The sequence below is a fragment of the Pseudomonas sp. Snoq117.2 genome (assembly GCF_900110545.1).
In the GTDB taxonomy this organism is placed as follows: domain Bacteria; phylum Pseudomonadota; class Gammaproteobacteria; order Pseudomonadales; family Pseudomonadaceae; genus Chryseomonas; species Chryseomonas benzopyrenica.
The window spans coordinates 56,931-83,908 of the sequence record NZ_FOED01000008.1 but is presented as its reverse complement, the minus strand read 5'-3'; the positions used below and the strand labels follow the sequence as shown (position 1 = coordinate 83,908).

Annotated in this window: 3 protein-coding genes; all 3 read left to right on the top strand. The window is 70.0% G+C overall.

All coding sequences use genetic code 11. The annotated features are described in order from the left end of the window. Positions 1-24: 24 nt before the first annotated feature. Genes BMZ43_RS18940 through BMZ43_RS18930 form a run of 3 tightly spaced genes read left to right on the top strand, consistent with a single transcriptional unit; the run spans position 25 to position 26,946 of the window. The gene (locus tag BMZ43_RS18940) at positions 25-9,573 is read left to right on the top strand and encodes a non-ribosomal peptide synthetase (RefSeq protein WP_093255783.1); all 9,549 of its coding nucleotides are present in this window, start codon (positions 25-27) and stop codon (positions 9,571-9,573) included. Further along, a complete protein-coding gene (locus BMZ43_RS18935; RefSeq protein ID WP_093255780.1) occupies positions 9,573-25,571 on the top strand; it encodes a non-ribosomal peptide synthetase in 15,999 nt (5,332 codons plus the stop codon). Before BMZ43_RS18940 ends, BMZ43_RS18935 begins: the two co-directional genes overlap by 1 nt. Continuing rightward, positions 25,561-26,946: a diaminobutyrate--2-oxoglutarate transaminase gene (locus tag BMZ43_RS18930; RefSeq protein WP_017639884.1), complete on the top strand. Its 1,386-nt coding sequence runs from the start codon at positions 25,561-25,563 to the stop codon at positions 26,944-26,946. The genes BMZ43_RS18935 and BMZ43_RS18930 overlap by 11 nt, the downstream gene beginning before the upstream one ends. The last annotated feature ends 32 nt before the right edge of the window (positions 26,947-26,978 follow it).

The following is a 26,978-nucleotide window of genomic DNA, read 5'->3' as shown; positions in this document are numbered from 1 at the left end:
CCTTCTATTTTTGCAGGTGAAGCCATGACCTCCCGAGCGGATCAAGCCGAGCACTTCGTCGACGTCCTCGATTTCTACGCCGAGCGCCAGCCGGACAAGACGGTGCTGCGCCATCTGACCAACGACGAGACGCCGCAGCTGACCTCCTATGCCGAGCTGCGCAACCGGGCGCTGAGCCTGGCCGGCTACCTGCAGGAGCGGCTCGGGCAGACCCGGGGCGAGCGCTGCGTGCTTCTGCTACCCAGCGGCCCGGATTACGCCGCGGCCTTCTTCGCCTGCCTCTATACCGGGGTCATCGCCGTGCCGGCCTTCCCGCCGGAAAACAGTCGGCAGATGCACATCGAGCGCCTGCGCGGCATCCTCGACGACGCCCAGCCGCGGGTAGTGCTCGGCGAGCGGGCCTGCCTCGCCGCCCATGCCGACACCCTGGCGCAGGCGCTGCCCGAGGGCGCGTTGTGCCAGGCGGTGGAAGACATCGAGGCCAGCTGGGCGCTGACCTATCGCCCCCAGGTGGTGGACCCCTCGGCGCTGGCCTTCCTGCAATACACCTCGGGTTCGACGTCGGCGCCCAAGGGGGTGATGGTCAGCCATGCCAACCTGATTGCCAATGAAAAGGCCATGCAGCGCGGCTTCTTCACCGGGCGCGACGAGGAATGGGTGAGCTGGTTGCCGCTCTACCACGACATGGGCCTGATGCTCGGACTGCTGCTGCCGATCTTTCATGGCGGCACCCTGACGCTGATGTCGCCCAATCACTTCCTCACCCGCCCGGCGCGCTGGCTGCAAGCGCTCAGCCAATACGGCGGCACCGTCAGCGGCGGGCCGGACTTCGCCTACCGCCTGTGCGTGGAGCGGATCAGCAACAGTGCCCTGGCCGAGCTCGATTTGAGTCGCTGGAGCATGGCCTTTTCCGGTTCCGAGCCGATCCGAGTGGACACCCTGGATGCCTTCTGCGAGCGCTTCGCCGCCGCGGGATTCCGCCGGCAGGCCTTGACCCCGGCCTATGGCCTGGCCGAAGCGACCCTCTATGTCTGCGCCCACGAGCCGACCGACGAATTCCGTATCCAGCGATTCGCCGGTGACGCCTTGAGTGCCGCCGGGGCCGAGGCGGCGCTGCAACACGGCCGCCTGGCCGGGTGCGGCTGGTGCGATGCCGACCACGAGTTGCGCATCGTCGATCCGCACACCCTGGAACCGCTGGACGAGACCCGCGCCGGCGAGGTGTGGGTCGCCGGCCCCAGCCTGGCGCAAGGCTACTGGAACAATCCCGAGGCCACGGCCGCGGCCTTCATCGAGCGCGATGGTCGCCGTTGGCTGCGCACCGGCGACCTGGGCATCGCCGCTGAGCGCGAACTCTATATCGCCGGGCGGCTGAAGGACCTCATTATTCTCAATGGACAGAATCTCTATCCGCAGGACGTGGAGCTGGTGCTGGAAGAGCAGGTGGCCGATTACCTGCGGCGGGGCCGGGTGGCGGCCTTCGCCCTGGTGGGCGAGGACGGTCGCGAGGGCATCGGTCTGGCGCTGGAGATCAGTCGCAACGTGCGCCGCCTGGTACCGGCCGAACGCATCTGCGGGGCCTTGGTGGAGGCCTTGACTCAGGCCTTTCAGGTCGCACCCAGAGCCATTGCGCTGCTGGAGCCCGGAACGCTGCCGCGCACCACCAGCGGCAAGCTGCAACGCGCCGCCTGCCGGGCCGGTTGGTTGGCGGGCAGCCTGGACAGCTTCGCCGAGTGGCGCGATGGCGCCCTGGCCCAGGGCGAGTCCCAGGTCGCGGCGCCGCCCGTACTGCCCGAGGTGCGCACGGCCTGGGCCGAGGTGCTCGGGCGCGATGACCTGACCGCCCAGGCGCATTTTTTCGCCCTGGGCGGGGATTCGGTCGCCGTGGTGCAGGTGCAGGCGCGGTTGCGCGAGTCGCTTGGGGTGTCGATCGATCCGGCGCTGCTGTTCGAGGCCTCGACGCTGGGCGCCTTTTCCGCGCGGGTGGCCGCGCTGCCGCGCGAAGCCGCGGCGGAAGGCCCCGTCGCCGAGGATGCGCCCCGCGCGCCCCAGTCCTTCGCGCAGCAGCGCCTCTGGTTTCTCGATCAGCTGGAGCCGGGCAATGCCGCCTATCACCTGGCCGGTGAAATCCTCCTTCACGGAAGCTTGGACGTGGCACGGCTGGAGCGGGCGCTGGAGGCCCTGGTGCAGCGCCATGCGGCGCTGCGCACCCGCTTCTCGGCAGGTGCCGGTGAGGTGCCCGAGCAATGCATCGAAATGCTGGCGCAAGGGGCGGTCGAGCACCATGACCTGAGCCAGGCCGCACAGCCCGAGGCGGCCCAGGCCACCTTGGTCGAGAGCCTGGTGCGCCGTCCGCTGGACCTGCGCCAAGGGCCGCTGTGGCGCATGGCGCTGATCCGCCGAGACGCCGAGGACCATCGGCTGCTGCTGGTACTGCACCACATCATCGCCGATGGCTGGTCGATCCAGGTGCTGCTGGAAGATTTCGCCGCCCTGTACCGCGCTGCCGAGGGCGAGACGCCCGCGCTGGCGCCCCTCACCATCACCTATGCCGACTTCGCCCGTTGGCAGCGCCAGCTGCTGGCCGGTGAAGCCCGCGAGCGCCAATTGGCCTACTGGCAGGCCCAACTGGCCGACGCGCCCGCACGCCTGGAGTTGGCCGGCGACCGCCCCCGACCGCCGCAGCAGAGCGGGCGCGGCGCGCGCTTCGCCTTCAGCCTGCCCGCCACCGTCAACGCGGGCCTGCATGATCTGGCCCAACGCCAGGGGGCGACGCTGTTCATGGTCGGCCTGGCGTTGTTCCAGCTGCTGTTGCAGCGCCATAGCGGCAGCAGCGACCTGTGCGTGGGTGTTCCCGTGGCCGGGCGCACCCAACGGGCGACGGAGCGCCTGATCGGCTTTTTCGTCAACACTCAGGTGCTGCGATGCCAGCTGGACGGCGCCCGCTCGTTCAGCGTCCTGCTCGACCAGGTCAAGCGGCGCGCCCTGGAAGCCCAGGCTCATCAGGACCTGCCGTTCGACCTGCTGGTGGAAGCCCTGGCGCCGGAGCGGCACCTGGGTTGGAATCCGCTGTGCCAGGTGAAATTCACCCAGCAATTCCCACTGCCCCAGGCGCTGGACCTGGGCGGGGTGACGCTGTCCGCGCGGCAGCTCGACGATGGCGCCGCGCACTTCGACCTGGGCCTGGACATCACCGACCTGGCGACGGGCATCGAAGCGGTGTTCACCTATGCCACCGACCTCTTCGAGGCGCCGCGCATCGCCGCGCTGGCGGACGATTTCGCGCACCTGGCGCAGCAGGTGGTGGCCGATGCCGAGCAACCCCTGGCGTGCTACCGCCTGGCCAAGGAGGAAGCGGGACTGGCCGGTGAATCCCAAGCCTTCCCGGCAACGGACCTGCTGGCACTGTGGCGCGCGGGGCTGGCGCAGGCCGGGCACGAACCGGCCCTGGTGGCCAGCGATGCCAGCCTGAGCCATGCCCAGCTGGAGGCCGACAGCAATCGCTTGGCGCGGACGCTACGCGCCAAGGGAATTGGTGCCGAGGTCCGGGTAGCGCTCTGCCAACCACGGCAGGCCAGCTTCGTCGTCGGCCTGCTGGGCATTCTCAAGGCCGGCGGGGCCTGCGTCTTCGTCGATCCCAAGTGGCCCGCGGCGCGCCAGGCGCAGGTGCTGGCTGACAGTGGTGCCCAGTTGCTGCTCGGCATGCCCGTGCCCGAGGGGCCGCCCGCGTTGGCGCTGGACGCCACGGCGGACTGGCGGCAGGCGTCGGCGGAGGCGCTGGATGTCATGGTACTGCCGGCCCAGGCGGCCTACCTGATCTACACCTCCGGGACCACTGGGCGGCCCAAGGGGGTGGTGGTCAGCCATGGCGCCATCGCCAACTATGTGCAGGGCGTGCTGCAGCGGCTGGCGTTGCCGCCGCAGGCCAGTTTCGCCATGGTTTCCACGGTTGCCGCCGATCTCGGCCACACGGTGTTGTTTGGCGCCCTGGCCACTGGCGGCACCTTGCACCTGGTACCTGATGAGGTGGTCCAGGATGCCGACCGCTGCGCCGAGTATTTCACGCGCCAGCCGGTGGCGGTGCTCAAGATCGTCCCCACCCATCTGAACGCCTTGCTGCAGGCCGCCGATCCGGCGCCGCTGCTGCCGTCCGCGGCCCTGGTACTGGGCGGGGAAGCGCTGCCGGCACCGCTGGCCGCGCGGGTTCGCGAACTCAAGCCTGGGTGCCGGCTGTTCAACCATTACGGCCCCACCGAAAGCACCGTGGGCGCCCTGACCGCGGTCCTCGACGAGCCGACAGCGGGCATCGCCCTGGGCACGCCGCTGCCCAATCTGCGCGCCCGGGTACTGGACGCCGACCTCAATCCGCTCCCCGCCGGTGCGGCCGGCGAGCTGTACCTCGGGGGGGCGGGCCTGGCGCGGGGCTACCAGGGCCGACCGGGCGATACCGCCGCGGCCTTCCTCCCTGATCCCTGGGTGCCCGGCGAGCGCCTCTATCGCACCGGTGACCGAGTACGGCTGGCCGCGGACGGCCGGCTGGAGTTCCTCGGTCGCAACGACGACCAGCTCAAGATACGGGGTTATCGTGTGGCGCCGGGCGAGATCGTGGCGGCCCTGCTGGCACAACCCGGCGTGGCGGCGGCCCATGTGCAGCTGGATGGCCGTGGGCAGCTGGTGGCCTATGTGACTGGCCGCGAGCTCACTGGCGAACGCCTGGGCGAGCGTCTCGCGCAGCTGCTGCCCGAGGCGCTGGTACCGGCTCAGATCCTGGTGCTCGAGGCTTTCCCGCTCACTGCCAACGGCAAGCTGGACCGCGCCCGCCTGCCGGAACCCGAAGCCCGCCAGGCCGAGTTCGCCGCACCCCAGGGCGAGGTCGAGACCGCCTTGGCGGCGCTCTGGAGCGAGGCGCTCAAGGTAGAGCGCGTCGGTCGGCACGACAATTTCTTCGCCCTGGGCGGCGATTCCATCCTCAGCCTGCAGATCATCGCCCGGGCCCGCCGCCAGGGCCTCAAGCTCACGCCCAAGCAACTGTTCGAACACCAGACCATCGCCGCCCTGGCCGCGGTCGCGGCGCCTGCCGCCGCGCCGTCCGCGGCCCCAGCGTCTGTGCCTGCCGTGCCCGGCGAACTGCCCTTGACGCCCATCCAGGCCCGCTTCTTCAGCGAGCCGGTCCGGCAGCGCGCGCACTGGAACCAGTCCGTCATTCTCGAACTAGCGGCCCCCATCGAGGTTGCGGCCCTGCGCCAGGCATTGTCGGCCCTGGTCGCCCGCCACGGCAGCCTGCGGCTGGCCTTCGAGCCGAACGAGCAGGGCGGCTGGCGGCAGCGGCTAAGAGCCCAGGAAGACCCGGAGCGGCTGCTCTGGACCTGTCGAGTCGCCGACGAGGCCGAGCTGGCGCCGTTGTTCGACGAAGCCGAACGCAGCCTGGACCTGGCCCGTGGACCCTTGCTGCGCGTGGTGCTGGCCGAAGGGCCGGCGCAGCGTCCCCAGCTGTTGATCGCCATCCATCACCTCGCCGTGGACGGCGTCTCCTGGCGCATCCTGCTCGATGACCTGGCGTTGGCCTATCAGCAGGCGGCAGCCGGTGCGCTCTTGGAGTTGGGCGAGACGGGCAGCGACTGGAGCGCCTGGACCCTGCAGTTGGCGCAACGCGCCGCCGATCCACGGTTGCAGCAGCAGCGCGGTTACTGGGACGCGGTCACCGCGGTCCCCGAGACCCTGCCGTGCCTGGACCCCCATGGCAGCTGCCGCGTCCGCGACGCCGGTAGCCTGGCGCTGCGACTGCCGGCGGAGTTGACCGAGCGGCTGCTCCAGCTACCCGGCACCGAAGCGGTGCTGCTAACGGCGCTGGCCGAGGCGCTGCGGCAGTGGACGGGCCGCGCGGCCACCCGCATCGCCCTCGAAGGCCATGGCCGCGAGGAGCTGGACGGCAGCCTGGAGCTGAGTCGCACCCTGGGCTGGTTCACCTGCCTCTATCCGCTGGTGCTGGGCGCCGAGTCGACCCCGGCCGCTACCCTGGCGCGCACGCGGCTGACCCTGGCCGAGGTGCCCGAGCGCGGCCTGGGCTACGGGCTGCTGCGCTACCTGGGCGGCGCTGACCTGGCCGATACCCGCGACGGCCTGACCTTCAACTACCTGGGCCGTTTCGAGCGGCCGACGGTGGCCGGCTTCCCGCTGCGAGGGCTGGAGCTGCGCAGCAGTCGCGATCCCGAGGGGCCGTTGACCAGTGCCCTGGTGCTGGATGCCCAGGTGCGGGATGGCCAGTTGCGCCTGGACTGGCGCTACAGCGCTGCACGCTTCGCGGCGACCGCCATCGAGGCGCTGCACCAGGGCTTTGTGGACGCGCTGGCGGCGCTGCTCGACGGCGCCGGCGTCCAGGCGCCGGAGGCCGAGCACGAAGCCGTGCTGCCCCTTGCGCCCATGCAGGAAGGCATTCTCATGCACAGCCTGCTGGAGCCGGGCAGTGGCATCTACCTGATGCAGGATCGCTACGAACTGCGCCAGCCGCTGGCGGCCGCGGCCTTCTGTCAGGCCTGGGAGGCCGTGGTGGCGCGGCATCCGGCGCTGCGCACCGGGTTCCAGGAGCTGGACGGCGAATGGCGCCAGGTGGTGCATCGCCAGGTGCCGTCGCCGGTCAGCCTGCTGGACTTCAGCGACCGGCCGCGGGAGGAGGGCCTGGCCGCGCTGGAGGCACTGCTGGCCGAGGAGCGCCGCACGGGCTTCGACTTCGCCCGGCCACCGCTGCTGCGCCTACGCCTGGTGACCTTCGGCCCGAACGATTACCAGCTGGTGCAAACCCATCACCATGTGCTGATCGACGCCTGGTGCCGTGGCCTGATGCTGGGCGAATTCTTCGCCCGCTACCGCGCGGCCGTCGCTGGTACCGAGCTGGCCTTGCCGCCGGCTCGACCCTATGCCGACTTCCTCGCCTGGCTCGCGGCCCAGGATACCGCCGCGGGTCGCGCCTGGTGGCGCGCCGAGCTGGCCGGGGTGGAAGCGGCCACGCCCTTGCCCTATCGCCGCCAAGGCTTGGCCTCGGGTGAGATGCGCGACGAAGCCGTGGCATTGTCGGCGCAGGCGACCCGCGCCCTGGCGGCCCAGGCGCGGCGTCACCAGTTGACCGCCAATACCTTCGTCCAGGCGGCCTGGGCGCTGCTGCTCATGCGCCATAGCGGCCAGGACGAGGTGATCTTCGGCGTTACCGTTGCTGGCCGGCCGCCTGAGCTGGAAGGCATCGAGGAAGCCCTCGGCCTGTTCATCAACACCCTGCCGCTGCGGGTTGCCCGGCCGACCGCCGAGGTGCCGGCGCTGGCGTTGCTGCAGCAGTTGCAGGCGCGTAACGCGGAGTTGCGCCAGCATGAACATCTGCCGTTGGCCGAGGTGCAGCAGCTGGCCTCGGTCCCGGCCGTTGAGCCGCTGTTCGAGTCGCTGTTTGTCTTCGAGAACGTGCCCCTGGGCGGCGCGGTGGAGGAGGCCGTGCGCGAGTTCGACATCACCCCCCTGGCCAACCGTACCCACACCAACTATCCGCTCACGGTGGTCCTGCTGCCGGGCAACGAGCTGCGTCTGCAATTCACCTTCGACAGCGGCCTGTTCGCCGCCGCCGACATGCGCACCCTGCTGGACCAGTTCGAGCGACTCTTGCTGGCCCTGATCGAGGCGCCGGAACGCGTCCTGGAGCAGTTGGAGCCCCTGGCGGCGGATGAGCGCGAGCGGCTGCTCGGCTGGGGCCGTGGCGCGGCGCAACCGCACTGGTATCAATTGCCCTGGATCGAGCGTTTCGAGGCCCATGCCGCCGCTCATCCCGAGCGCAGCGTGGCGCGCTGCGGCGAGGCCAGCCTGAGCTATGGCGAGCTGGACCACCAGGCGGGCCGCCTGGGCCGCGCCCTGGCGGCTGAGGGTGTCGGTCCGGATCAGGTCGTGGCGCTCTGGGCGCCGCGGGGGTTGGCACTGCTGACCCTTATGGTCGGCACCTTCAAGGCCGGCGCTGCCTACCTGGCCTTGGACGAGCGTCACCCGCCGGCGCGCAGTGCCCGGCTGCTGGACGGTAGCGCCGCACCGGTGCTGGTGGTGCCCCGGGCCGAGCGGGAAAAGGCCCAGGCCATCCTGACGCTGAGCCAGAGACCGCCGCGGCTGTTACTGCTCGAAGAACTGCTGGCCGGGCAGCCCCAGGGCGGCCCCGGCGTGCGCAGCCGACCCGACCAGCTGGCCTATGTGATCTTCACCTCCGGTTCCACCGGCGAGCCCAAGGGGGTGATGGTCACCCAGCAGGGCATGCTCAACAACCAGCTGAGCAAGCTGCCCTTCCTGCAACTGGGCGAGGACGACGTCATCGCCCAGACGGCCGCCACCGGCTTCGATGTCTCGGTGTGGCAGTTCCTCACCGCGCCGCTGTTCGGCGGCCGGGTGGAGATCGTCGCCGAAGCCGAGGTGCAAGACCCAGCAACCCTGCTGGCGCGCGTTGTTGCCGGCGAGGTGAGCGTCCTGGAATGCGTGCCGACGGTGATCGCCGCGCTGCTGGAGTTGCCGCCGCAGCCCCTACCGGCACTGCGTTGGCTGCTGCCCACCGGCGAGGCGCTGGCGCCGGATCTGGCGGCGCGCTGGCTGCAACGCTACCCCGGCATCCCGCTGGTCAATGCCTATGGCCCTGCCGAGTGCGCCGACGACGTGGCCCTGCAGCTACTGCGGGCGCCCCAGGCGGACATCCCCATCGGCAAGCCGACCGACAACACCCACTTGTTCGTGCTCGATACGCGGCTGCGTCTGGTGCCCCGTGGCGGGGTGGGCGAGCTGTACATCGGCGGTGCCGGCGTAGGCCGTGGCTACGTGGGCCGTGCCGGACTGACCGCCGAACGCTTCGTGCCCAGTCCCTTCGCGGCCGGCGAGCGGCTTTATCGCAGCGGCGACCTGGTGCGCTGGAACGTCCGCGGCGAGCTGGAGTATGTCGGCCGCACCGACTTCCAGATCAAGTTACGCGGCCAACGCCTGGAGCCGGGCGAGATCGAGGCCCTGCTGCGGGCGCAACCCGGCGTGCGGGATGCTGCGGTCGCCGCCCAACCCACGCCCCAGGGGTCGCAACTGGTGGCCTATCTGGAGCCCCAGAACGGCGAGCGCCCGAGCCTGGCCGCGCTGCGCGAGGCACTGGCGCAGCGCCTGCCACTGTTCATGGTGCCGACCCAGGCGCTCTGGCTGGAACGGCTGCCCCGCACTGCCAACGGCAAGCTCGATCGCCGCGCGTTGCCGGTACCAGAACTGGACGCCGCGCCGGGGCAACCGCCTCAAACCGGCACCGAACGACAGCTGGCCGCTCTGTGGCAGGAACTGCTGCAGGTGCCGGAGGTAGGCCGCGATGCCGACTTCTTCGCCCTGGGCGGCCACTCGCTGCTGGCCACCCGGCTGCTATCGCGCATCCACGAACGGCTCGGCGTGCGCGTGCCCCTCGCCGCAGCCTTTACCGCCACCACCGTGGCGGCTCAAGCCGAACTCATCGACACCCTGCGCGAGCAGACCCTGGACGACGCCCGTTTGGACGCGCTGGACGCGCTGCTGGACGAGCTGGAGGAGACCCCTTGATGTTGCACGACAAAGCCCAGGCCCTGGCCAAACGTTTCCTCGGCCTGCCGCCGGCGCAGCGCCGTACCTTCCTCGCCAAATTGCGCGACCAGGGCCTCGATGCCGGCGCGCTGCCGATTCCCGGTGGCGCCGCGGCGGCCTGTGCAGAAACCTCCCATGCCCAGCAACGGCTGTGGTTCCTCGAACGCCTGCAACCGGGCAATGTGGCCTATCACCTACCGGGTGCGCTACGCCTGCACGGCCGCCTGAACGAGACCGCGCTACAGGCGGCCTTCGCGGCCCTCACGGCGCGCCATCCCAGCCTGAGGACCACGCTGGAGCAAGGGCCGGGCCGCATCCCCCTGCAACGGGTCGCCGAGCGCAGTGAGGTACCGCTGGAGGCCCTGGGCGAGGTCACGCTCCAGGACCTGCCCGCCGTGGCCCGCGCCTTCGCCAATCGGCCCTTCGACCTGGAACGCGGGCCGCTGTGGCGACTGGGCCTGGCGCGGGGCGTCGACGGGGCGCCGGCGCATCTGCTGCTCTGCCTGCACCATGCCATCGCCGATGGCTGGTCAATCCAGGTGCTGCTGGACGACGTTGCTGCCTGCTATCGCGCGGCGCTGGCGGGGCAGGTCGCCGAGCTGCCCGCCTTGCCGGTCAGCTACGCCGATCATGCCCTCTGGCAGCGCGCCTGCCTCGACGCCGGGGAGGACGAGCGCCAATTGGAATTCTGGCGCGCACGCCTGGGCCGCGAGCACCCGGTGCTGGAACTGCCGTCGGACCGACCGCGTCCGGCGGCTCCCAGCCAGCGTGGCGGGCGGCTGAACTTCGCGTTGCCGGCGCCCCTGGCGCAACAGCTGGGCGACTTCGCCCGGGCTCAGCGCACCACCCTGTTCACCGTGCTGCTGGCCGCCTATGCGACCCTGCTCGGCCGCCTGTCCGGCCAGCAGGACCTGCGCATCGGCGTGCCCGTCGCCGGGCGCCAGCGTAGCGAGGTCGAGCGCGTCATCGGTTGCTTCGTCAACACCCAGGTACTGCGCCTGGAACTGGCAGGCGCGGCGGACTTCCTGGCGCTGCTGACCCAGGCTCGGGAGCGGGTGCGCGAGGCCCAGGCCTATGAGGACCTGCCCTTCGAGCAACTGGTGGACGCCCTGGCTCCCGAACGTACCCTCAGTCACCACCCCCTGTTCCAGGTGCTCTACAACCATCAACCGCGGCAGCTCGACGCCCTGCAACTGGGCCCCGAGCTGCGCGCCGAACTGCTGCCGCTGGACAACGGTAGCGCCCAATTCGATCTGGCGCTGCATACCTGGGAATTGGGTGACGGCAGCCTCGGTGGTAATTGGAATTACTCCTGCGATCTCTTCGAGCCGGCGCGCATCGAGCAATTGCACGCCCGCTTTCTGGTGCTCTTGCAGGGGCTGCTCGACACGCCCCAGCAGCCGCTGGCCGAAGCGCCGCTGCTGCTGTCTGACGAGCCCGCGCGCCTGGCCGCCTGGAACGCCACCGCGCAGGCCTATGCGCCGCTGCCGGCCGCCGGCGTGCTGGGGGGCTTCCTCCAGCAGGTCGCCCTGCATCCCGAGCGCGAGGCCCTGTGCCTGGACGAACGCCGCCTGAGCTACGCGGAGCTGAACCAGGCCGCCAATCGCTTGGCTCATTATTTGCGCGACCGTGGTATCGGTCGCGAGAGCCGGGTCGGCGTGGCCATGCTGCGTTCGGTGGAGATGGTGATCGCTCTTTATGGGGTGCTCAAGGCCGGCGCGGCCTATGTGCCGCTGGACCCGGACTACCCGGCCGAACGTCTGGCCTTCATGCTGGAAGACTGTGGCGCCAGCCTGTTGCTGAGCCATGGGCCAGCCCTCGCCTTGTTGCCTGAAAAGCTGTCGCTGGACGTGCTGGACCTGGAGCAACTGGACCTGTCCGACGAGCCCGCCAGCGCGCCTGACCTCCAGGTGCATCCCGAGCAACTGGCCTATCTGATCTACACCTCCGGTTCCACCGGCCGACCCAAGGGCGCGGGCAACACCCAGGCGGCGCTGCACAACCGCCTGCAGTGGATGCAGGCGGCCTATGACTTGGATGCCCGCGACCACGTCCTGCAGAAGACGCCCTTCAGCTTCGACGTCTCGGTCTGGGAATTCTTCTGGCCGTTGCAGGTCGGCGCCCGGCTGGTGCTGGCCCGTCCGGGCGAGCATCGTGATCCGGCGGCGTTGAGCACCCTGATCGCCCGCGAAGGCATCACCACGCTGCACTTCGTGCCGTCCATGCTGGCGGCCTTCCTGGCCCAGGACGATCTTTCCGGCTGTGCCAGCCTGACGCGTATCGTCTGCAGTGGCGAGGCCTTGCCGGCGGAGCTGGCCCAAGAAGTCCGTCGGCGGCTGCCGCAGGCGGCGCTCTACAACCTCTATGGCCCCACCGAGGCGGCTATCGACGTCACCCACTGGACCTGCCAGCCGGAGGATCGCCTGGCGGTGCCCATCGGTCGGCCCATCGCCAACCTGCAGATCCATATCATCGACGAACGCCTCAACCCACAGCCCATCGGCGTGGCCGGCGAGCTGTACATCGGCGGTGTTGGATTGGCGCGGGGCTATCTCGGTCGCCCTGGCCTCACCGCCGAACGCTTCGTCCCCGATCCCTTCACCCCGGGTGGTCGGCTGTACCGCAGCGGCGATCTGGCCCGTTGGCGCGACGACGGCGCCCTGGACTATCTGGGCCGGCTGGACCACCAGGTCAAGCTGCGCGGCCTGCGGCTGGAACTGGGCGAGATCGAGGCGGCTTTGCGCGAGTTGGCCGGAGTGAGCGAGGCCGTGGTGCTGCTGCGCCAGAGCGCCACCGGTCCGCAGCTGGTGGGCTACCTGGTGACGCCAGGTCTGGACGAAGCCGCGTTGCGCCAGGCGCTATTGGCGCGGCTGCCGGACTTCATGGTACCCAGCCATCTGCTGGCACTGGAACAACTGCCGCTGACCCCCAACGGCAAGCTGGACCGCAAGGCGCTGCCGGAGCCCGACATTACCCAGCAGACCTATCGTGCGCCGGAGCCGGGTATCGAGACCGAGTTGGCCACGCTCTGGGCCGAACTGCTGCAGGTGGAGCGGGTCGGGCGGGACGACAATTTCTTCGCCCTCGGCGGCGATTCCATCCTCAGTCTGCAGATCATCGCCCGCGCGCGGCGCCTGGGGCTGGTGTTCAGCCCGCGGCAGCTGTTCGAGCGGCAGACCCTGGCCGAACTGGCCCCCGTGGTGCAGCACCTGGAGACGCCTGGCGAGATTGCCGCCGAAACGCGTGAACCCTTTGCGCTGGCACCCATCCAGCACGCCTTTTTCGCTCGCGCCTTGCCGCGCCCCGAACACTGGAACCAAGCCCTGTTGCTGGAACCGGAGGCGCCGCTGGAGCCCGAGCGACTGCGCCGAGCCCTGGCGCGGCTGGTAGCCACCCATGGCGCTCTGCGCCTCGGCTTCACCCAGGCCGAAGGTCGCTGGCAGCAGCACTATCGCGCCAGCGAAGACGCCGAGCTGCTCTGGCATTCGTCGGTGACCCGCGCCGAGCTACCGGCCCTGGCCGACGAGGCCCAGGCCAGCCTGCGCCTGGATCAGGGACCGCTGCTGCGCGCCGTGCTCGCCGACCTCGCCGAGGGCGGTCAGCGCCTGTTGCTGGTGATCCATCACCTGGCGGTGGATGGCGTGTCCTGGCGCATCCTGCTGGACGACCTGGCGCGCTCCTACGCCGAACCCGACCGGCCGCTGCCGGCGACGCCGCCCTATGCCAGCTGGGTCCAGGCCCTGCAGTGCCTGGCGCTGGACGATGAGCGGGCCTACTGGCAGGGGTTGCCGGAGGCGCCGGCCTTGCCCTGCGACGATCCCGCCGGGCGCGCCTGGGAGCGCGACGCCCAGCGCCTGAGCCTGCGGCTGGATGCCGAGCGCACCCGCGAACTCCTGACCCAGGCGCCCGCAGCCTTCCGCACTCAGGTCAACGATCTGCTGCTCACCGCCCTGGTGCGAGCCCTGCATGGCTGGAGCGGGAACGCCGAGGCGCGGCTGCTGCTGGAAGGTCATGGCCGCGAAGACCTGTTCCCCGGGCTCGACCTGAGCCGCACCCTCGGCTGGTTCACCAGCCTCTATCCGGTCCGGCTGCGCGACCATGCGGATCTCGCCACCAGTCTCAAGCGCATCAAGGAAAGTCTGAGACTCATCCCGCGCGGCGGTCTCGGCTATGGCCTGCTCCAGGCCCGTGGCGACGCGGACCTGCCGGAAACCGCTGGCTCGCTGCTGTTCAACTACCTGGGTCAGCTCGACAGCGAGCTGGGCGGCTTCCGCCTGGCGGACGAGTCTGCCGGGCGCGCCCGCGATCCCCGTACCCCCCTTGAGGCCGAGCTGGCCCTGGAGGGCGCCGTCCGCGGTGGCGAGTTGCACTTCGTCTGCACCTACAGCGGCCAGCGCCATGCGGCCGCGCGCATCCAGGCCTTGCTGGAGGCCTTCGGCGCGGCGCTGGACGAGGTCCTCGCCCTCTGCCGCCAGAGCAGTGGTGCGACCCCCTCGGACTTCCCGCTGCTGGCCCTGACCCAGGCGCAACTCGATGCGCTGCCGCTGGCCGCCCTCGAAGACCTGCATCCGCTCACGCCCATGCAGCAGGGGCTGCTGTTCCACGCCGAGCTGGGCGGGGCAGGCGATCTCTACGTCAACCAGGTAGGCGTCGAGCTGGACGGCCTGCCGAAGGCGGCCTTCCTCGCTGCCTGGCGGCAGGCGCTACGGCGCCATGCCGGCTTGCGCGCCGCTTTCCTGCGGCTGGCCGGCGAGGGTCGGGCGGTCCAGGCCATCTGGCGCCACGCCGACCTCGCCGTGCGCGAGCTGGATTGGCGCGACCGCCCGGCGGCCCCAGCTGCCCTGGCTGACCTGCAACGCGAGGAGCGTGAACGCCCCTTCGAGCTCGCCAGGCCGCCGCTGATGCGCCTGCTGCTGGTACGGCTCACCGACGAGCGCTGGCAACTGGTCTGGACGCTGCACCATATTCTGCTCGACGGCTGGAGCAGTGCAGCGCTGCTGGCGGAAGTCCTCCAGGCGACCCGCGGCGCGGCGCTGCCGGCACCGGGTCGCTACCGCGATTATCTCGCCTGGCTGGCCAGCCGTGACGCGGCGCGTAGCGGCGAATTCTGGCAAGGGCAACTGGCCGACTTCGAATTGCCGACCCGTCTGGCCGACAGCCTCGGTCGCTCGACCACGGCCGACGACCCGCGCAGTGGCGAACAGCACCTGGTCCGCGACCGGGCCCCGCTCGATGCCGCCGCCCGGCGGCTGCACGTCACCCTCAACACCCTGGTGCAGGCGGCCTGGACCCTATTGCTGCAACGCTACACCGGTCAGCGCCGGGTCGCCTTCGGCGCCACCGTCGCCGGTCGTCCGGCCGAGGTCGCTGGTAGCGAGCGGCTGCTGGGGCTGTTCATCAACACTCTGCCGGTGGTCCAGGCACCTGCACCGGAGCTGACCGCCGCCCAATGGCTGCCCGCCTTGCAGGCTCACAACCTGGCCCTGCGTGAGCACGAGCATACGCCGCTCTTCGAGGTGCAGCGCTTGGCCGGCCATGCCGGTCAGGCGTTGTTCGATACGCTGCTGGTGTTCGAGAACTATCCGGTGGACGCCGCCCTGCGCGGCGCTAACGCCAAGGCCCCAGCCATCGGCGCGGTCACGGTGAGCGAGCGCACCCACTATCCGCTGAGCATCGCCGTCATGGCCGGTGCGCGCCTGGAATTGCACCTGCACTACCAGCGCGCGTGCTTCACGCCTGCTCAGGTCCAGCGGCTGGCGGCGCACCTGGGGCAATTGCTCGACGGCCTGGTCCGCCAACCGGAGACGCCCCTGGGCGATCTGCCACTGCTCGACGCCGAAGGCCTGGCCACTTGGCAACGCTGGAATCCACCAGCGCCAGCGAGCGTGGCTGAGCCACTGCTGCCCGAGTTGATCGGCGAGCAGGCCCGGCGCCAACCCCGGGCCATCGCCCTGGTACACGGCCAGCAGCAGCTGGACTTCGCCACCTTGGAAATCCGCTCCAATCGCCTGGCGCAGTGGCTGCGTGGGCAGGGTGTCGCGACCGAAATCCGGGTGGGCGTGGCCTGCGAGCGCGGCGTCGACTTGTTCGTCGCCTTGCTGGCGGTGCTCAAGGCCGGTGGCGCCTACCTGCCGCTGGACCCGGACTACCCGGCCGAGCGGCTGGCGCTGATGCTGGAAGACAGCGGCGCCCGACTGCTGTTGACCCAGCAAAAGCTGCTCGACCGGCTACCCCAGGTGGCCGGGGTCGAAGCGGTCGCCCTGGATCGACTGGATCTCAGCCAGCAGTCCGACAGGCTCCCTGATCTGGTCCTGCATCCCGAGCAACTGGCCTATGTCATCTACACCTCTGGCTCCACCGGTCGGCCCAAGGGCGTGGCCGTGGCCCATGGTCCCTTGGCGCGCCACTGCCAGGGGATTGCGCAGCGCTACGAACTCACCGAGCAGGATCGCGAATTGCATTTCCTCTCCATCAGCTTCGACGGTGCCCAGGAGCGCTGGCTGACGCCGCTGAGCCAAGGCGCTCGGATCGTCATCCGCGACCAGGCGCTATGGAGCGTGCAGGAGACCTGGCAGGCGCTGGAGGAAGAGGGCATCACCGTGGCCGCCTTCCCACCGAGCTATCTGCGGCAACTGGCCGACTGGGGCCGGGTGCAGGGTCGGGGTCCTGGGGTGAAGACCTATTGCTTCGCCGGTGAAGCCTATGATCACCGCCTGCTGCGCGAGGTGGTGGAGTATCTCCAGCCCCAGTGGGTCATCAACGGCTACGGCCCGACCGAAACCGTCATCACCCCGACCCTGTGGCGGGCATCCGCGGCCACGGCGGACTTCGCCAGTGCCTATGCGCCCATCGGCGACCTGGTGGGCGAGCGCCAGGGTTATGTGCTGGATCAGGATCTCAACCTGCTGCCCGTGGGCGTGGAGGGTGAGTTGTACCTGGGCGGGGCCCTGGCCCGCGGCTACCTGGAGCGGCCCGGCGAGACGGCGCAACGCTTCGTGCCCAATCCCTTCCGCGCCGGCGAGCGACTCTACCGCACCGGTGACCGGGTGCGGCTCAACGCTGAGGGCTTGCTGGAATACCTCGGCCGCGCCGATCAGCAGATCAAGCTGCGCGGTTTCCGCATCGAGACCGGCGAGATCGAGGCGGCGCTCAAGGCCTGCCCCGGCGTGCGCGAGGCACTGGTGATGGTCCGCGAGACCCCGGCTGGCGCCCGCCTGGTGGGTTATGTCGGCGGTGCCCAGTTGCAGGAAGCGGCGCTGCTGGAGCGGCTGCGCCAGCACCTTCCCGGCCACCTGGTACCCCAGCACCTGGTGCTCTTGGAGCGTTTGCCGCAGTTGCCCAACGGCAAGCTGGATCGTCGGGCGCTGCCCGCGCCTGAAGTCGCAGCGAGCGAAGACTATGCAGCACCGGCGAACGCCTTGGAGCAGCGTCTGGCCGAGTTGTGGCAAGCCTTGCTCCAGGTCGAGCGGGTCGGCCGCCAGGACGACTTCTTCGCCCTGGGCGGCCATTCCCTGCTGGCGACCCAGCTCATCTCCCGTCTGCGTCTGGAAGAAGGGCGGGAGGTGCCGCTGCGCCTGGTGTTCGAGGCCCCGCAGCTGGCGGAACAGGCCGCGCGGATCGCCGCCCTGGCGCCCGAGCATCAGGGGCTGGAACTCCAGGCCCTGGCGCTGGACGAGGCGCCGCAATCCCATCCCCAGCAACGGCTGTGGTTCCTCGCGCAGTTGGAACCCGAGAGCGCGGCCTATCATCTGCCGGGGGTCCTGGAGCTGCAGGGGACCCTGGATGAGCAAGCCCTGACCGCGGCCTTTACCGCCCTGGCGGCGCGGCATGCCAGCCTGCGGACGCTGTTGCTGCCGGGTGATCCGCCCCGCCAGCGCATCCTGCCGCCGGCATCCGTGGCCGTGGAGCGCTTGGCGCTCGCTGCAGGCGTCGACGAGGAGGCTGAGTTCGCCGGCCTGTTGCAGGCTTTCATCGCCCGGCCCTTCGCCCTCGCCAGCAGTCCGCCCTGGCGGCTGGCCCTGGTGCGCCTCGATGAACAGCGGCACCGCCTGCTGCTGTGCCTGCACCATGCCATCTCGGACGGCTGGTCCGTCGGCGTCTTTCTGCGGGACTTCGCCGAACTCTATCGGGCGGCGCTCAGTGGCGCGGCACCGAACCTGCCGGTGCTACCGGTGCAGTATCCCGACTATGCGCGCTGGCAGCGCGAACACCTGAGCGCCGGGGAGGGCGAGCGGCAACTGGCCTATTGGCGCGCCCAGCTGGGCAGCGAGTCGCCCACCCTGGATCTGCCGGCCGACCGGCCACGGCCGGCGCGACGCAGCGGTGCCGGCCAGCGGCTGGACTTCACTCTCGCGGCGGACCAGGCCAAGGCACTGCGCCAGGCTGCCCATGCCCTGAAGGTTACGCCCTTCATGCTGCTGCTGGCCTGCTATGGCGTGCTGCTGGGTCGGCTCAGCGGGCAACGCGACCTGCGCATTGGGGTACCGGTGGCGGGGCGCACGCGCGCCGAGCTGCACGACCTCATCGGCTGCTTCGTCAACACCCAGGTGTTGCGCCTGGACCTCGCCACCCCGACGGATTTCACCGCCCTGGTGCACCAGGTGCGCGAGACTCTGCTCGACGCCCAGGCCCACCAGGATCTACCCTTCGAGCACCTGGTGGAGCACCTGCAGCCGGAGCGGAGCCTCAGCCAGCACCCGCTGTTTCAGGTTAGCTACGACCATCAGCGACGCGATCACCGCGCCCTGGCCGACGTGCCGGGGCTGCAAGCCCGTATCCTCGACACGCCAGCCACCCAGGCCCAGTTCGATCTGGCCCTGGCGACCTGGGAAGACCCGGACGGCCGCCTCGGCGGTAGCTGGACCTTTGCCCTCGATCTCTTCGAACCGGCGCGCATCAGGCAACTGCACGCCCGCTTCCTGGTGCTCTTGCAGGGGCTGCTCGACGCGCCCCAGCAAGCCCTGGCCGAGGCGCCGCTACTGCTGCCCGACGAGCCTGCACGGCTGGCCAACTGGAATGCCACCTCGGAGGTCTATGCACCACTGCCGCCCGCTGGCGTGCTGGGGGGCTTCCTCCAGCAGGTCGCCGTGTATCCGGAGCGCGAGGCCCTGTGCCTGGACGAACGCCGCCTGAGCTACCTGGAGCTGGACCAGGCCGCCAATCGCCTGGCTCATTATCTGCGCGGCCGTGGTATCGGCCGCGAGAGCCGGGTCGGCGTGGCCATGCTGCGTTCGGTGGAGATGGTGATCGCTCTTTATGGGGTGCTCAAGGCCGGCGCGGCCTACGTGCCGCTGGACCCGGACTACCCGGCCGAACGTCTGGCCTTCATGCTGGAAGACTGCGGTGCCCGCCTGTTGCTCAGCCATGGGCCAGCCCTCTCGTTGTTGCCGGAAAAGCTGTCGCTGGATGTACTGGACCTGGAACAACTGGACCTGTCCAGCGAGCCCGCCAGCGCCCCCGAGCTTCAGGTGCATCCCGAGCAACTGGCCTATCTGATCTACACCTCCGGTTCCACCGGCCGACCCAAGGGCGTGGGCAACACCCAGGCAGCGCTGTACAACCGCTTGCAGTGGATGCAGGCGGCCTATGGCTTGGATGCCGGTGACCACGTCCTGCAGAAGACCCCCTTCAGCTTCGACGTCTCGGTGTGGGAATTCTTCTGGCCGTTGCAGGCCGGCGCCCGTCTGGTGCTGGCTCGACCGGGCGACCATCGCGACCCGGCGGCGCTGAGCGCCCTGATCGCCCGCGAGGGCATCACCACGCTGCACTTCGTGCCGTCCATGCTGGCCGCCTTCCTGGCCCAGGACGATCTTTCCGGCTGCGCCAGCCTGACCCGTATCGTCTGCAGCGGCGAAGCCCTGCCGGCGGAACTGGCCCAGGCCGTGCGCCAGCGGTTGCCCCAGGTGGCGCTCTACAACCTCTACGGCCCTACCGAGGCGGCTATCGATGTCACCCACTGGACCTGCCAGCCAGAGGATCGCCTGGCGGTGCCCATCGGCCGGCCCATCGCCAACTTGCGGATCCATATCCTCGACGAACGCCTCAACCCGCAACCGGTCGGCGTGGCCGGCGAGCTGTACATCGGCGGTGTTGGATTGGCGCGGGGCTATTTGGGTCGCCCTGGCCTCACCGCCGAACGCTTCGTCCCCGATCCCTTCACTCCGGGTGGCCGGCTGTATCGCAGTGGCGATCTGGCCCGTTGGCGCGACGACGGCGCCCTGGACTACCTGGGTCGGCTGGACCACCAGGTCAAGCTGCGTGGGCTGCGCCTGGAGCTGGGCGAGATCGAGGCGGCTTTGCGCGAGTTGGCCGGAGTGAGCGAGGCCGTGGTGCTGCTGCGCCAGAGCGCCACCGGTCCGCATCTGGTGGGCTACCTGGTGACGCCAGGTCTGGACGAAGCCGCGTTGCGCCAGGCGCTGCTGGCGCGGCTGCCAGATTTCATGGTGCCCAGCCATCTGCTGGCGCTTGATCAGCTGCCGTTAACGCCCAACGGCAAGCTGGACCGCAAGGCGCTGCCGGAGCCCGACATTACCCAGCAAGCCTATCGCGCGCCGGAACCGGGTATCGAGACCGAGCTGGCCGTGCTATGGGCCGAGCTGCTGCAGGTGGAGCGAGTAGGGCGGGACGACGACTTCTTCGCCCTCGGCGGGCATTCGCTGCTCGCCCTGCAGGTGGTCGCCCGCTCGCGTCGCGATCACCGCTGGGAGGTGCCGGTCCGCTTGCTGTTCGAAGCCGCCACCCTGGCGGCCTTCGCCAAGCGCCTGGTCGATTTGGCCCAGGTGGACGAGGCGCCGCTGCAGCGGCGTGACTGGCCCGGTACGCCCGCCCGGGCGCCGCAGTCCTTCGCCCAGCAGCGTCTGTGGTTTCTCGCCCAGCTCGAACCGGACAGTGCGGCCTATCACCTGCCGGGTGGCTTGCGCCTGCAGGGTCGACTCGACGAGGCCGCGCTGCGCACGGCCTTCCAGCGGCTCACCGACCGCCACGCCAGCCTGAGGACCAACTTCGGCCACGGCGAGCAGGGCGCCCAGCAGCTCATCCATGCCGTGCATGAGCCCCAGTTCGAGGTGGTGACCCTGGACGCGGCGGCGGCCGACACCTATCGCCGCGCCTTCATGAGCCAACCCTTCGACCTGGAAGCCTCGCCGCCCTGGCGCCTGGCCCTGGTGCGCCTGGCACCGGACGAGCACCTGCTGCTGCTGTGCCTGCACCACCTGCTGGCCGATGGCTGGTCGATGCGGCTGCTGCTGGAAGACCTGGTCAGCCTCTATCGCCAGGCCCTGGGCGATGACCGGATGCAACTACAACCTCTGCCGCTGGACTATGCCGACTACGCCGCCTGGCAACGCGAGCGCCTGGCCGCCGGGGAGGGCGAACGACAGCTGGCCTGGTGGCGCACGCAACTGGGTAGCGAACACCCGCTGCTGGAACTGCCAGCCGACCACCCACGCCCCGCCCAGCGCGATGGCCGCGGCGGGCGGGAAACCTTCGCCCTGGATGCGACCGCCTCCCAGCGCCTGCGCCGTACGGCCCAGATGCTGGCGGTCACCCCGGCGATGCTGCTCTTGGCCAGTTGGCAGACCCTGCTGTTCCGTCTCAGCGGCCAGACCGACCTGCGTATCGGCGTGCCGGTAGCGGGGCGGGTACGGGCGGAGACCGAGGCCTTGGTCGGTTGCTTCGTCAACACCTTGGTCCTGCGCGGTGAACTGGCCGGGCGGATGCCAGCCAGTGCCCTGGCCGCCCAGGTACGTTCCCGGCTGCTGGACGCCCAGGCCCACCAGGAGCTGCCCTTCGAGCAACTGGTCGAAGCACTGCAACCCGAGCGCCACCTGAGCCATAACCCCCTGTTCCAGGTGACCTTCAACCACCAGGCGCGTGGTGAACAGGCGCTGGCCCGGCTACCCGGCCTGACCGCCGAAGCCCTCGACGGTGCGGGTGACCAGGTGCATTTCGACCTGTCGCTCGGCACCTTCGACGAAGCCGACGGCGGTATTTCCGGCTACCTGGACTTCGCCAGCGACCTCTTCGAGCGAACCACCGCCCAACGTTTCCTGCGCATCTGGCTGACCCTGCTCGACGGCCTGGTCCGCCAACCCGAGACGCCGCTGGGCGACCTGCCGTTGCTCGATGCCGAAGGCCTGGCCACCTGGCAACGCTGGAATCCACCCGCGCAGGCCAATACGGATACGCCACTGCTGCCCGCACTGATCGCCGAGCAGGCCCGGCGTCAACCCCGGGCCATCGCCCTGGTACACGGCCAGCAGCGGCTGGACTTTGCAAGCCTGGAGACACGCTCCAATCGCCTGGCGCAGTGGCTGCGTGGGCAGGGCGTCGCGGCGGAAACCCGGGTCGGCGTGGCCTGCGAGCGCGGTGTCGACTTGTTCGTCGCCCTGCTGGCGGTGCTCAAGGCCGGCGGTGCCTACCTGCCGCTGGACCCGGACTACCCGGCCGAGCGCCTGGCGCTGATGCTGGAAGACAGCGGCGCTCGACTGCTGTTGACCCAGCAAAAGCTGCTCGACCGGCTACCCCAGGTGGCCGGGGTCGAAGCGGTCGCCCTGGATCGACTGGATCTCAGCCAGCAGTCCGACAGGCTCCCTGATCTGGTCCTGCATCCCGAGCAACTGGCCTATGTCATCTACACCTCTGGCTCCACCGGTCGGCCCAAGGGCGTGGCCGTGGCCCATGGTCCCTTGGCGCGCCACTGCCAGGGGATTGCGCAGCGCTACGAACTCACCGCGCAGGATCGCGAATTGCATTTCCTCTCCATCAGCTTCGACGGTGCCCAGGAGCGCTGGCTGACGCCGCTGAGCCAAGGCGCTCGGATCGTCATCCGCGACCAGGAGCTGTGGAGCGTGCAGGAGACCTGGCAGGCGCTGGAGGAGGAGGGCATCACCGTGGCCGCCTTCCCACCCAGCTACCTGCGGCAACTGGCCGACTGGGGCCGGGTACAGGGCCGTGGCCCTGGCGTTAAGACCTATTGCTTCGCCGGTGAGGCCTATGATCGCGGCCTGCTGCGCGAAGTGGTGGAGTACCTGCAGCCTGAGTGGGTCATCAACGGCTACGGCCCGACCGAAACCGTCATCACCCCGACCCTCTGGCGGGCGCCCGCGGCTACCGCAGATTTCACCAGCGCCTATGCGCCCATTGGCGACCTGGTCGGGGAGCGCCAGGGTTATGTACTGGATCAGGATCTCAACCTGCTGCCCGTGGGCGTGGAGGGTGAGTTGTACCTGGGCGGGGCCCTGGCCCGCGGCTACCTGGAGCGGCCCGGCGAGACGGCGCAACGCTTCGTGCCCAATCCCTTCCGCGCCGGCGAGCGACTCTACCGCACCGGTGACCGGGTGCGGCTCAACGCTGAGGGCTTGCTGGAATACCTCGGCCGCGCCGATCAGCAGATCAAGCTGCGCGGTTTCCGCATCGAGACCGGCGAGATCGAGGCGGCGCTCAAGGCGTGCCCTGGCGTCCGCGAGGCGCTGGTGATGGTCCGCGAGACGCCGGCCGGCGCGCGCCTGGTGGGCTATGTCGGCGGTGCTCAGCTGCAGGAGGCGGCGCTACTGGAGCGGCTGCGCCAGCAATTGCCCGGCCATCTGGTACCCCAGCACCTGGTGCTGCTGGAGCGTTTGCCGCAGTTGCCCAACGGTAAGCTGGATCGCCAGGCGCTGCCGTCGCCAGAACTCGCCAGCCAAACCCTCGACGAAGCGCCCCAGGGGCCACGCGAGGAACTGCTGGCTGGACTCTGGCGCGACTTGCTGGGTGTCGAGCGGATTGGTAGGGCGTCCGGCTTCTTCGAGCTGGGCGGAGACTCCATCCAGTCCCTGGCGCTGATCAGTCGCCTGCAACGCGCGGGCTGGCAGCTGGGGCCCAAGGAGATCTTTCGTAGCCCGAGACTCGCCGACCTGGCGCTCTGTCTCCAACCCCTCGCCACCCAACCCGCTTGGGAGCCGGCCCAGGGCGAACAGCGCCTGACGCCGATCCAGGCGCACTTCTTCGCCCAGCCGCTGCCCAACCCTGCGCACTGGAACCAGGCCTTGCTGTTGGAGGTGCGCGAGCCCCTGGACCCGGTGCGGCTGGCGGCGACGGTGGCCTGGCTGCTGCAACGGCACGATGTCCTGCGGCTGGCCTTCTGGCCGAGCGCCCAGGGCTGGCAAGCCGGCTACCGCGACGCGGTTGGCGTCGAGCAGCTGCTGCAACAGGTCGAGGTGGCCGATGCGGCGGCGCTGGAAGCCCTCTGTGCGCGTACCCAGCGGAGCTTCGACCTGGTCCGCGGCGGCTTGCTGCGCCTGGTCCTGGCGAACTATCCAGAAGGCGATCAGCGCCTGTTCATCTGCGCCCATCACCTGATCATGGATGGCGTGTCCTGGCGGCTGCTGCTGGACGATCTCGGGCGGATCTATTCGGCCCTGGGCCGCGACGAGCCGCTCGTCGACGAGCCGCGGCCCCCGGCCTACCAGGCCTGGGCCGAGCGCCTGGCCGGCTGGGCGGTGCAGCCGTCGACCCAAGCCCGGCTGGCGTTCTGGCAGGACCTGGCACCGCGGCCGGATTGGCCGGTGGACCATCCCACGGGCGGCGCCACCCAGGGCCAGGTGTGCACGGCGGAGGTGCAGCTCGATCCCGCCCGCACCCGCTGGCTGCTGCGCGAAGCGCCGACTGCGCTGGGGGCGCGGCTTGACGAGGTGTTGCTGGCGGCACTGGCCCAGGCGGTGCGCGACTGGAGCGGCCAGGACGGCCATGTCATCGCCCTGGAAGGCCACGGTCGCGAGGCCCTGTTCGCCGAGCTCGACCCGGGCCGTACCCTGGGCTGGTTCACCAGTCTCTATCCCCTGCGATTGAGCTGTGCAGAGAGCCCGCTCGCCACCCTCCAGGGGCTGCGCGCGCAACTGGCCGCGGGTGGCCAGCGCGGCCTGGACTATGGCGCGCTGCGCTACCTGGCCAAGGCCGAGGTCCTGGTCGACCAGCCGGAACCGCCGCTGGCCTTCAACTACCTCGGCCAGCTCGACGGCGCCCTGGGCGACGGCCGTTTCGTCCCGGCCCGGGAAGCCTGTGGCGAACTGGTCGATCCGGCTACCCCGTTGCTGCGGGAGCTGGAGATCAACGCCCAGGTCTACGACGGCCGGCTGGGGCTGAGCTGCCGCTACAGCGGTGAGCGCTATGCGGCTGCCACGGTGGAGCGCCTGCTCGCCGCCTTTGACCAGGCCTTGGCCGCGCTCGCCGCCAGCGCCACGGCAGCGGTGCCCGTCGTTGCCGCTAAAGGCGCCGATCCGCGGCTCCATTTGACGCCAGGCAGCACCGGGCAGCCGCCGCTGTTCTGCCCCCATCCGGTCAGTGGCACCGTGGTGGGTTACTACTCCCTGGCGCAGCAACTGGCCGGCCGGTGGGATGTCTGGGGCCTGCAGAACCGCCAGATCCTCGACCCCAGCTGGCGTGATACCAGCCTGGCGCAACTGGCTCGCGACTATGTCCGGATGCTGCTGGAGACCCAGCCACGCGGCCCCTATCGGCTGCTCGGCTGGTCCCTGGGGGGTGCCCTGGTGCTGGAAATGGCCAGTCTGCTCGAACGCCTGGGCAAGATGGTGGCCTTCGTCGGGCTGGTCGATGGCTATGTCCCCGGCGCGGGTCTGGTCCGGCGACCGGCGCCAGTGGCAGCCGATAGCTCGATCGAGGAGAGCGGCGCCTGGGCGCAGCTGCTGGCCGTCGAAGCCCACCTGCACCACCTGGCGCGCGAGCACTCGCAGCTGCAGCCCCTGCGTGCTCCGGTCCATGCCTGGTGGGCCAGCCGCTCGCCGGAAAACAACCATAACGGCCAGTCCCTGCTGGAGCAGGGACTGGGACGCCCCCTGGCGCAGTCCCGCTGGATCGACGCCGACCATCTAGGCATCGTCCGCGATCCGCGCCTGCTGGCCGAGGTTGCCGAAAACCTGAATTCATCTCTTGCCCATAGCGCCCGCAACCCGGGTTTCGAGGAGTACGATCATGTCCGCTAGTCATCCGTTGCCGTCTGTCCCCGCCGACGCCGACTATTGCTTCACCAGCACTCCGCGGCTGGAGCGCCAGGCCGCCCTGGAGTCCAATGCCCGCAGTTATCCACGGCGGCTGCCGCTGGAGTTGCGCCGAGCCCAGGGCATTCATGTGCAGGACAGCGAGGGTCGCTGGTTCATCGACTGCCTGGCTGGCGCCGGCACCCTGGCCCTTGGGCACAACCACCCGGTGGTCCTCGACGCCATGCGCGGCCTGTTGGACGGTGAGCGCCCCCTGCACACCCTCGACCTGATGACCGAAGCCAAGGACGATTTCATCCGCGAACTCTATGCCCTGTTGCCGGAGGGCTTCGCCCGCCATGCGCGCATCCAGTTCTGCGGCCCAGCCGGTACCGATGCGGTGGAGGCCGCCATCAAACTGGTCCGTACCGCCACTGGCCGGCGCCAGTTGCTGGCCTGCCATGGCGCCTACCACGGCATGACCCAGGGCGCCCTCGGCTTGATGGGCAGCCATGGGCCGAAGCGCCACCTGGACGGCATGAACGGCGGCGTGCAATTCCTGCCCTTTCCCCATGCCTATCGCTGCCCCTTCGGCCTGGGGGGCGAGCTGGGCGAGCGGGCGGCGCTGAATTACCTGGAGACCATGCTGAACGATCCGGAAAGCGGGGTGCTGCCGCCGGCGGCGCTGATCGTCGAGCCGATCCAGGGGGAGGGCGGGGTCAATCCGGCGTCCATCACCTGGCTGCGCGAGGTCCGCCGCATCACCCGGGAGGCCGGCGTCCCCCTGGTGCTGGACGAGATCCAGTCCGGCATCGCCCGCAGTGGGCGGCGCTTCGCCTTCGAGCACGCGGACATCGAGCCCGATGTGCTGGTCCTGTCCAAGGCCATCGGCGGCAGCCAGCCGCTGGCGGTGGTGGTCTATCACGAGTCGCTGGATCGCTGGGCACCTGGCGCCCATGCCGGCACCTTCCGTGGTAACCAGCTGGCCATGGCCGCTGGCACCGCCACTTTGCGCCTGGTACGCGAGGAACGCCTGGAGCTGCATGCGGCCGCCATGGGCGAGCGCCTCGCCGGGCACCTGCGCGCCTTGCAACGCGACTATCCGCAACTGGGTGATGTCCGGGGGCGGGGGCTGATGCTGGGGGTGGAAATAGTGCGTGCCAATGGCCCGACCGACCGTCAGGGGCACCCCCTGGCCGACGGTGTATTGGCCGCGCGCCTGCAACAGGAGTGTCTGAGACGCGGCTTGATCATCGAGGTCGGCGGGCGCCATGGCGCCGTGCTGCGCTTCCTGCCACCGCTCATCGTGCAGTCCGAGCAAATCGATCAGATCGCCGGTTGCCTGGCGACCGCCTTACGTACGGTGATGACGGCAGCCTGATTCTGCCCGTATGCCAGGGACGGCCACCAGGC

Bases quoted from the DNA above. Each gene is read 5' to 3' on its own strand.
- BMZ43_RS18940 (WP_093255783.1), top strand. From the start codon at position 25: ATGACCTCCCGAGCGGATCAAGCCGAGCACTTCGTCGACGTCCTCGAT.
- BMZ43_RS18935 (WP_093255780.1), top strand. From the start codon at position 9,573: ATGTTGCACGACAAAGCCCAGGCCCTGGCCAAACGTTTCCTCGGCCTG.
- BMZ43_RS18930 (WP_017639884.1), top strand. From the start codon at position 25,561: ATGTCCGCTAGTCATCCGTTGCCGTCTGTCCCCGCCGACGCCGACTAT.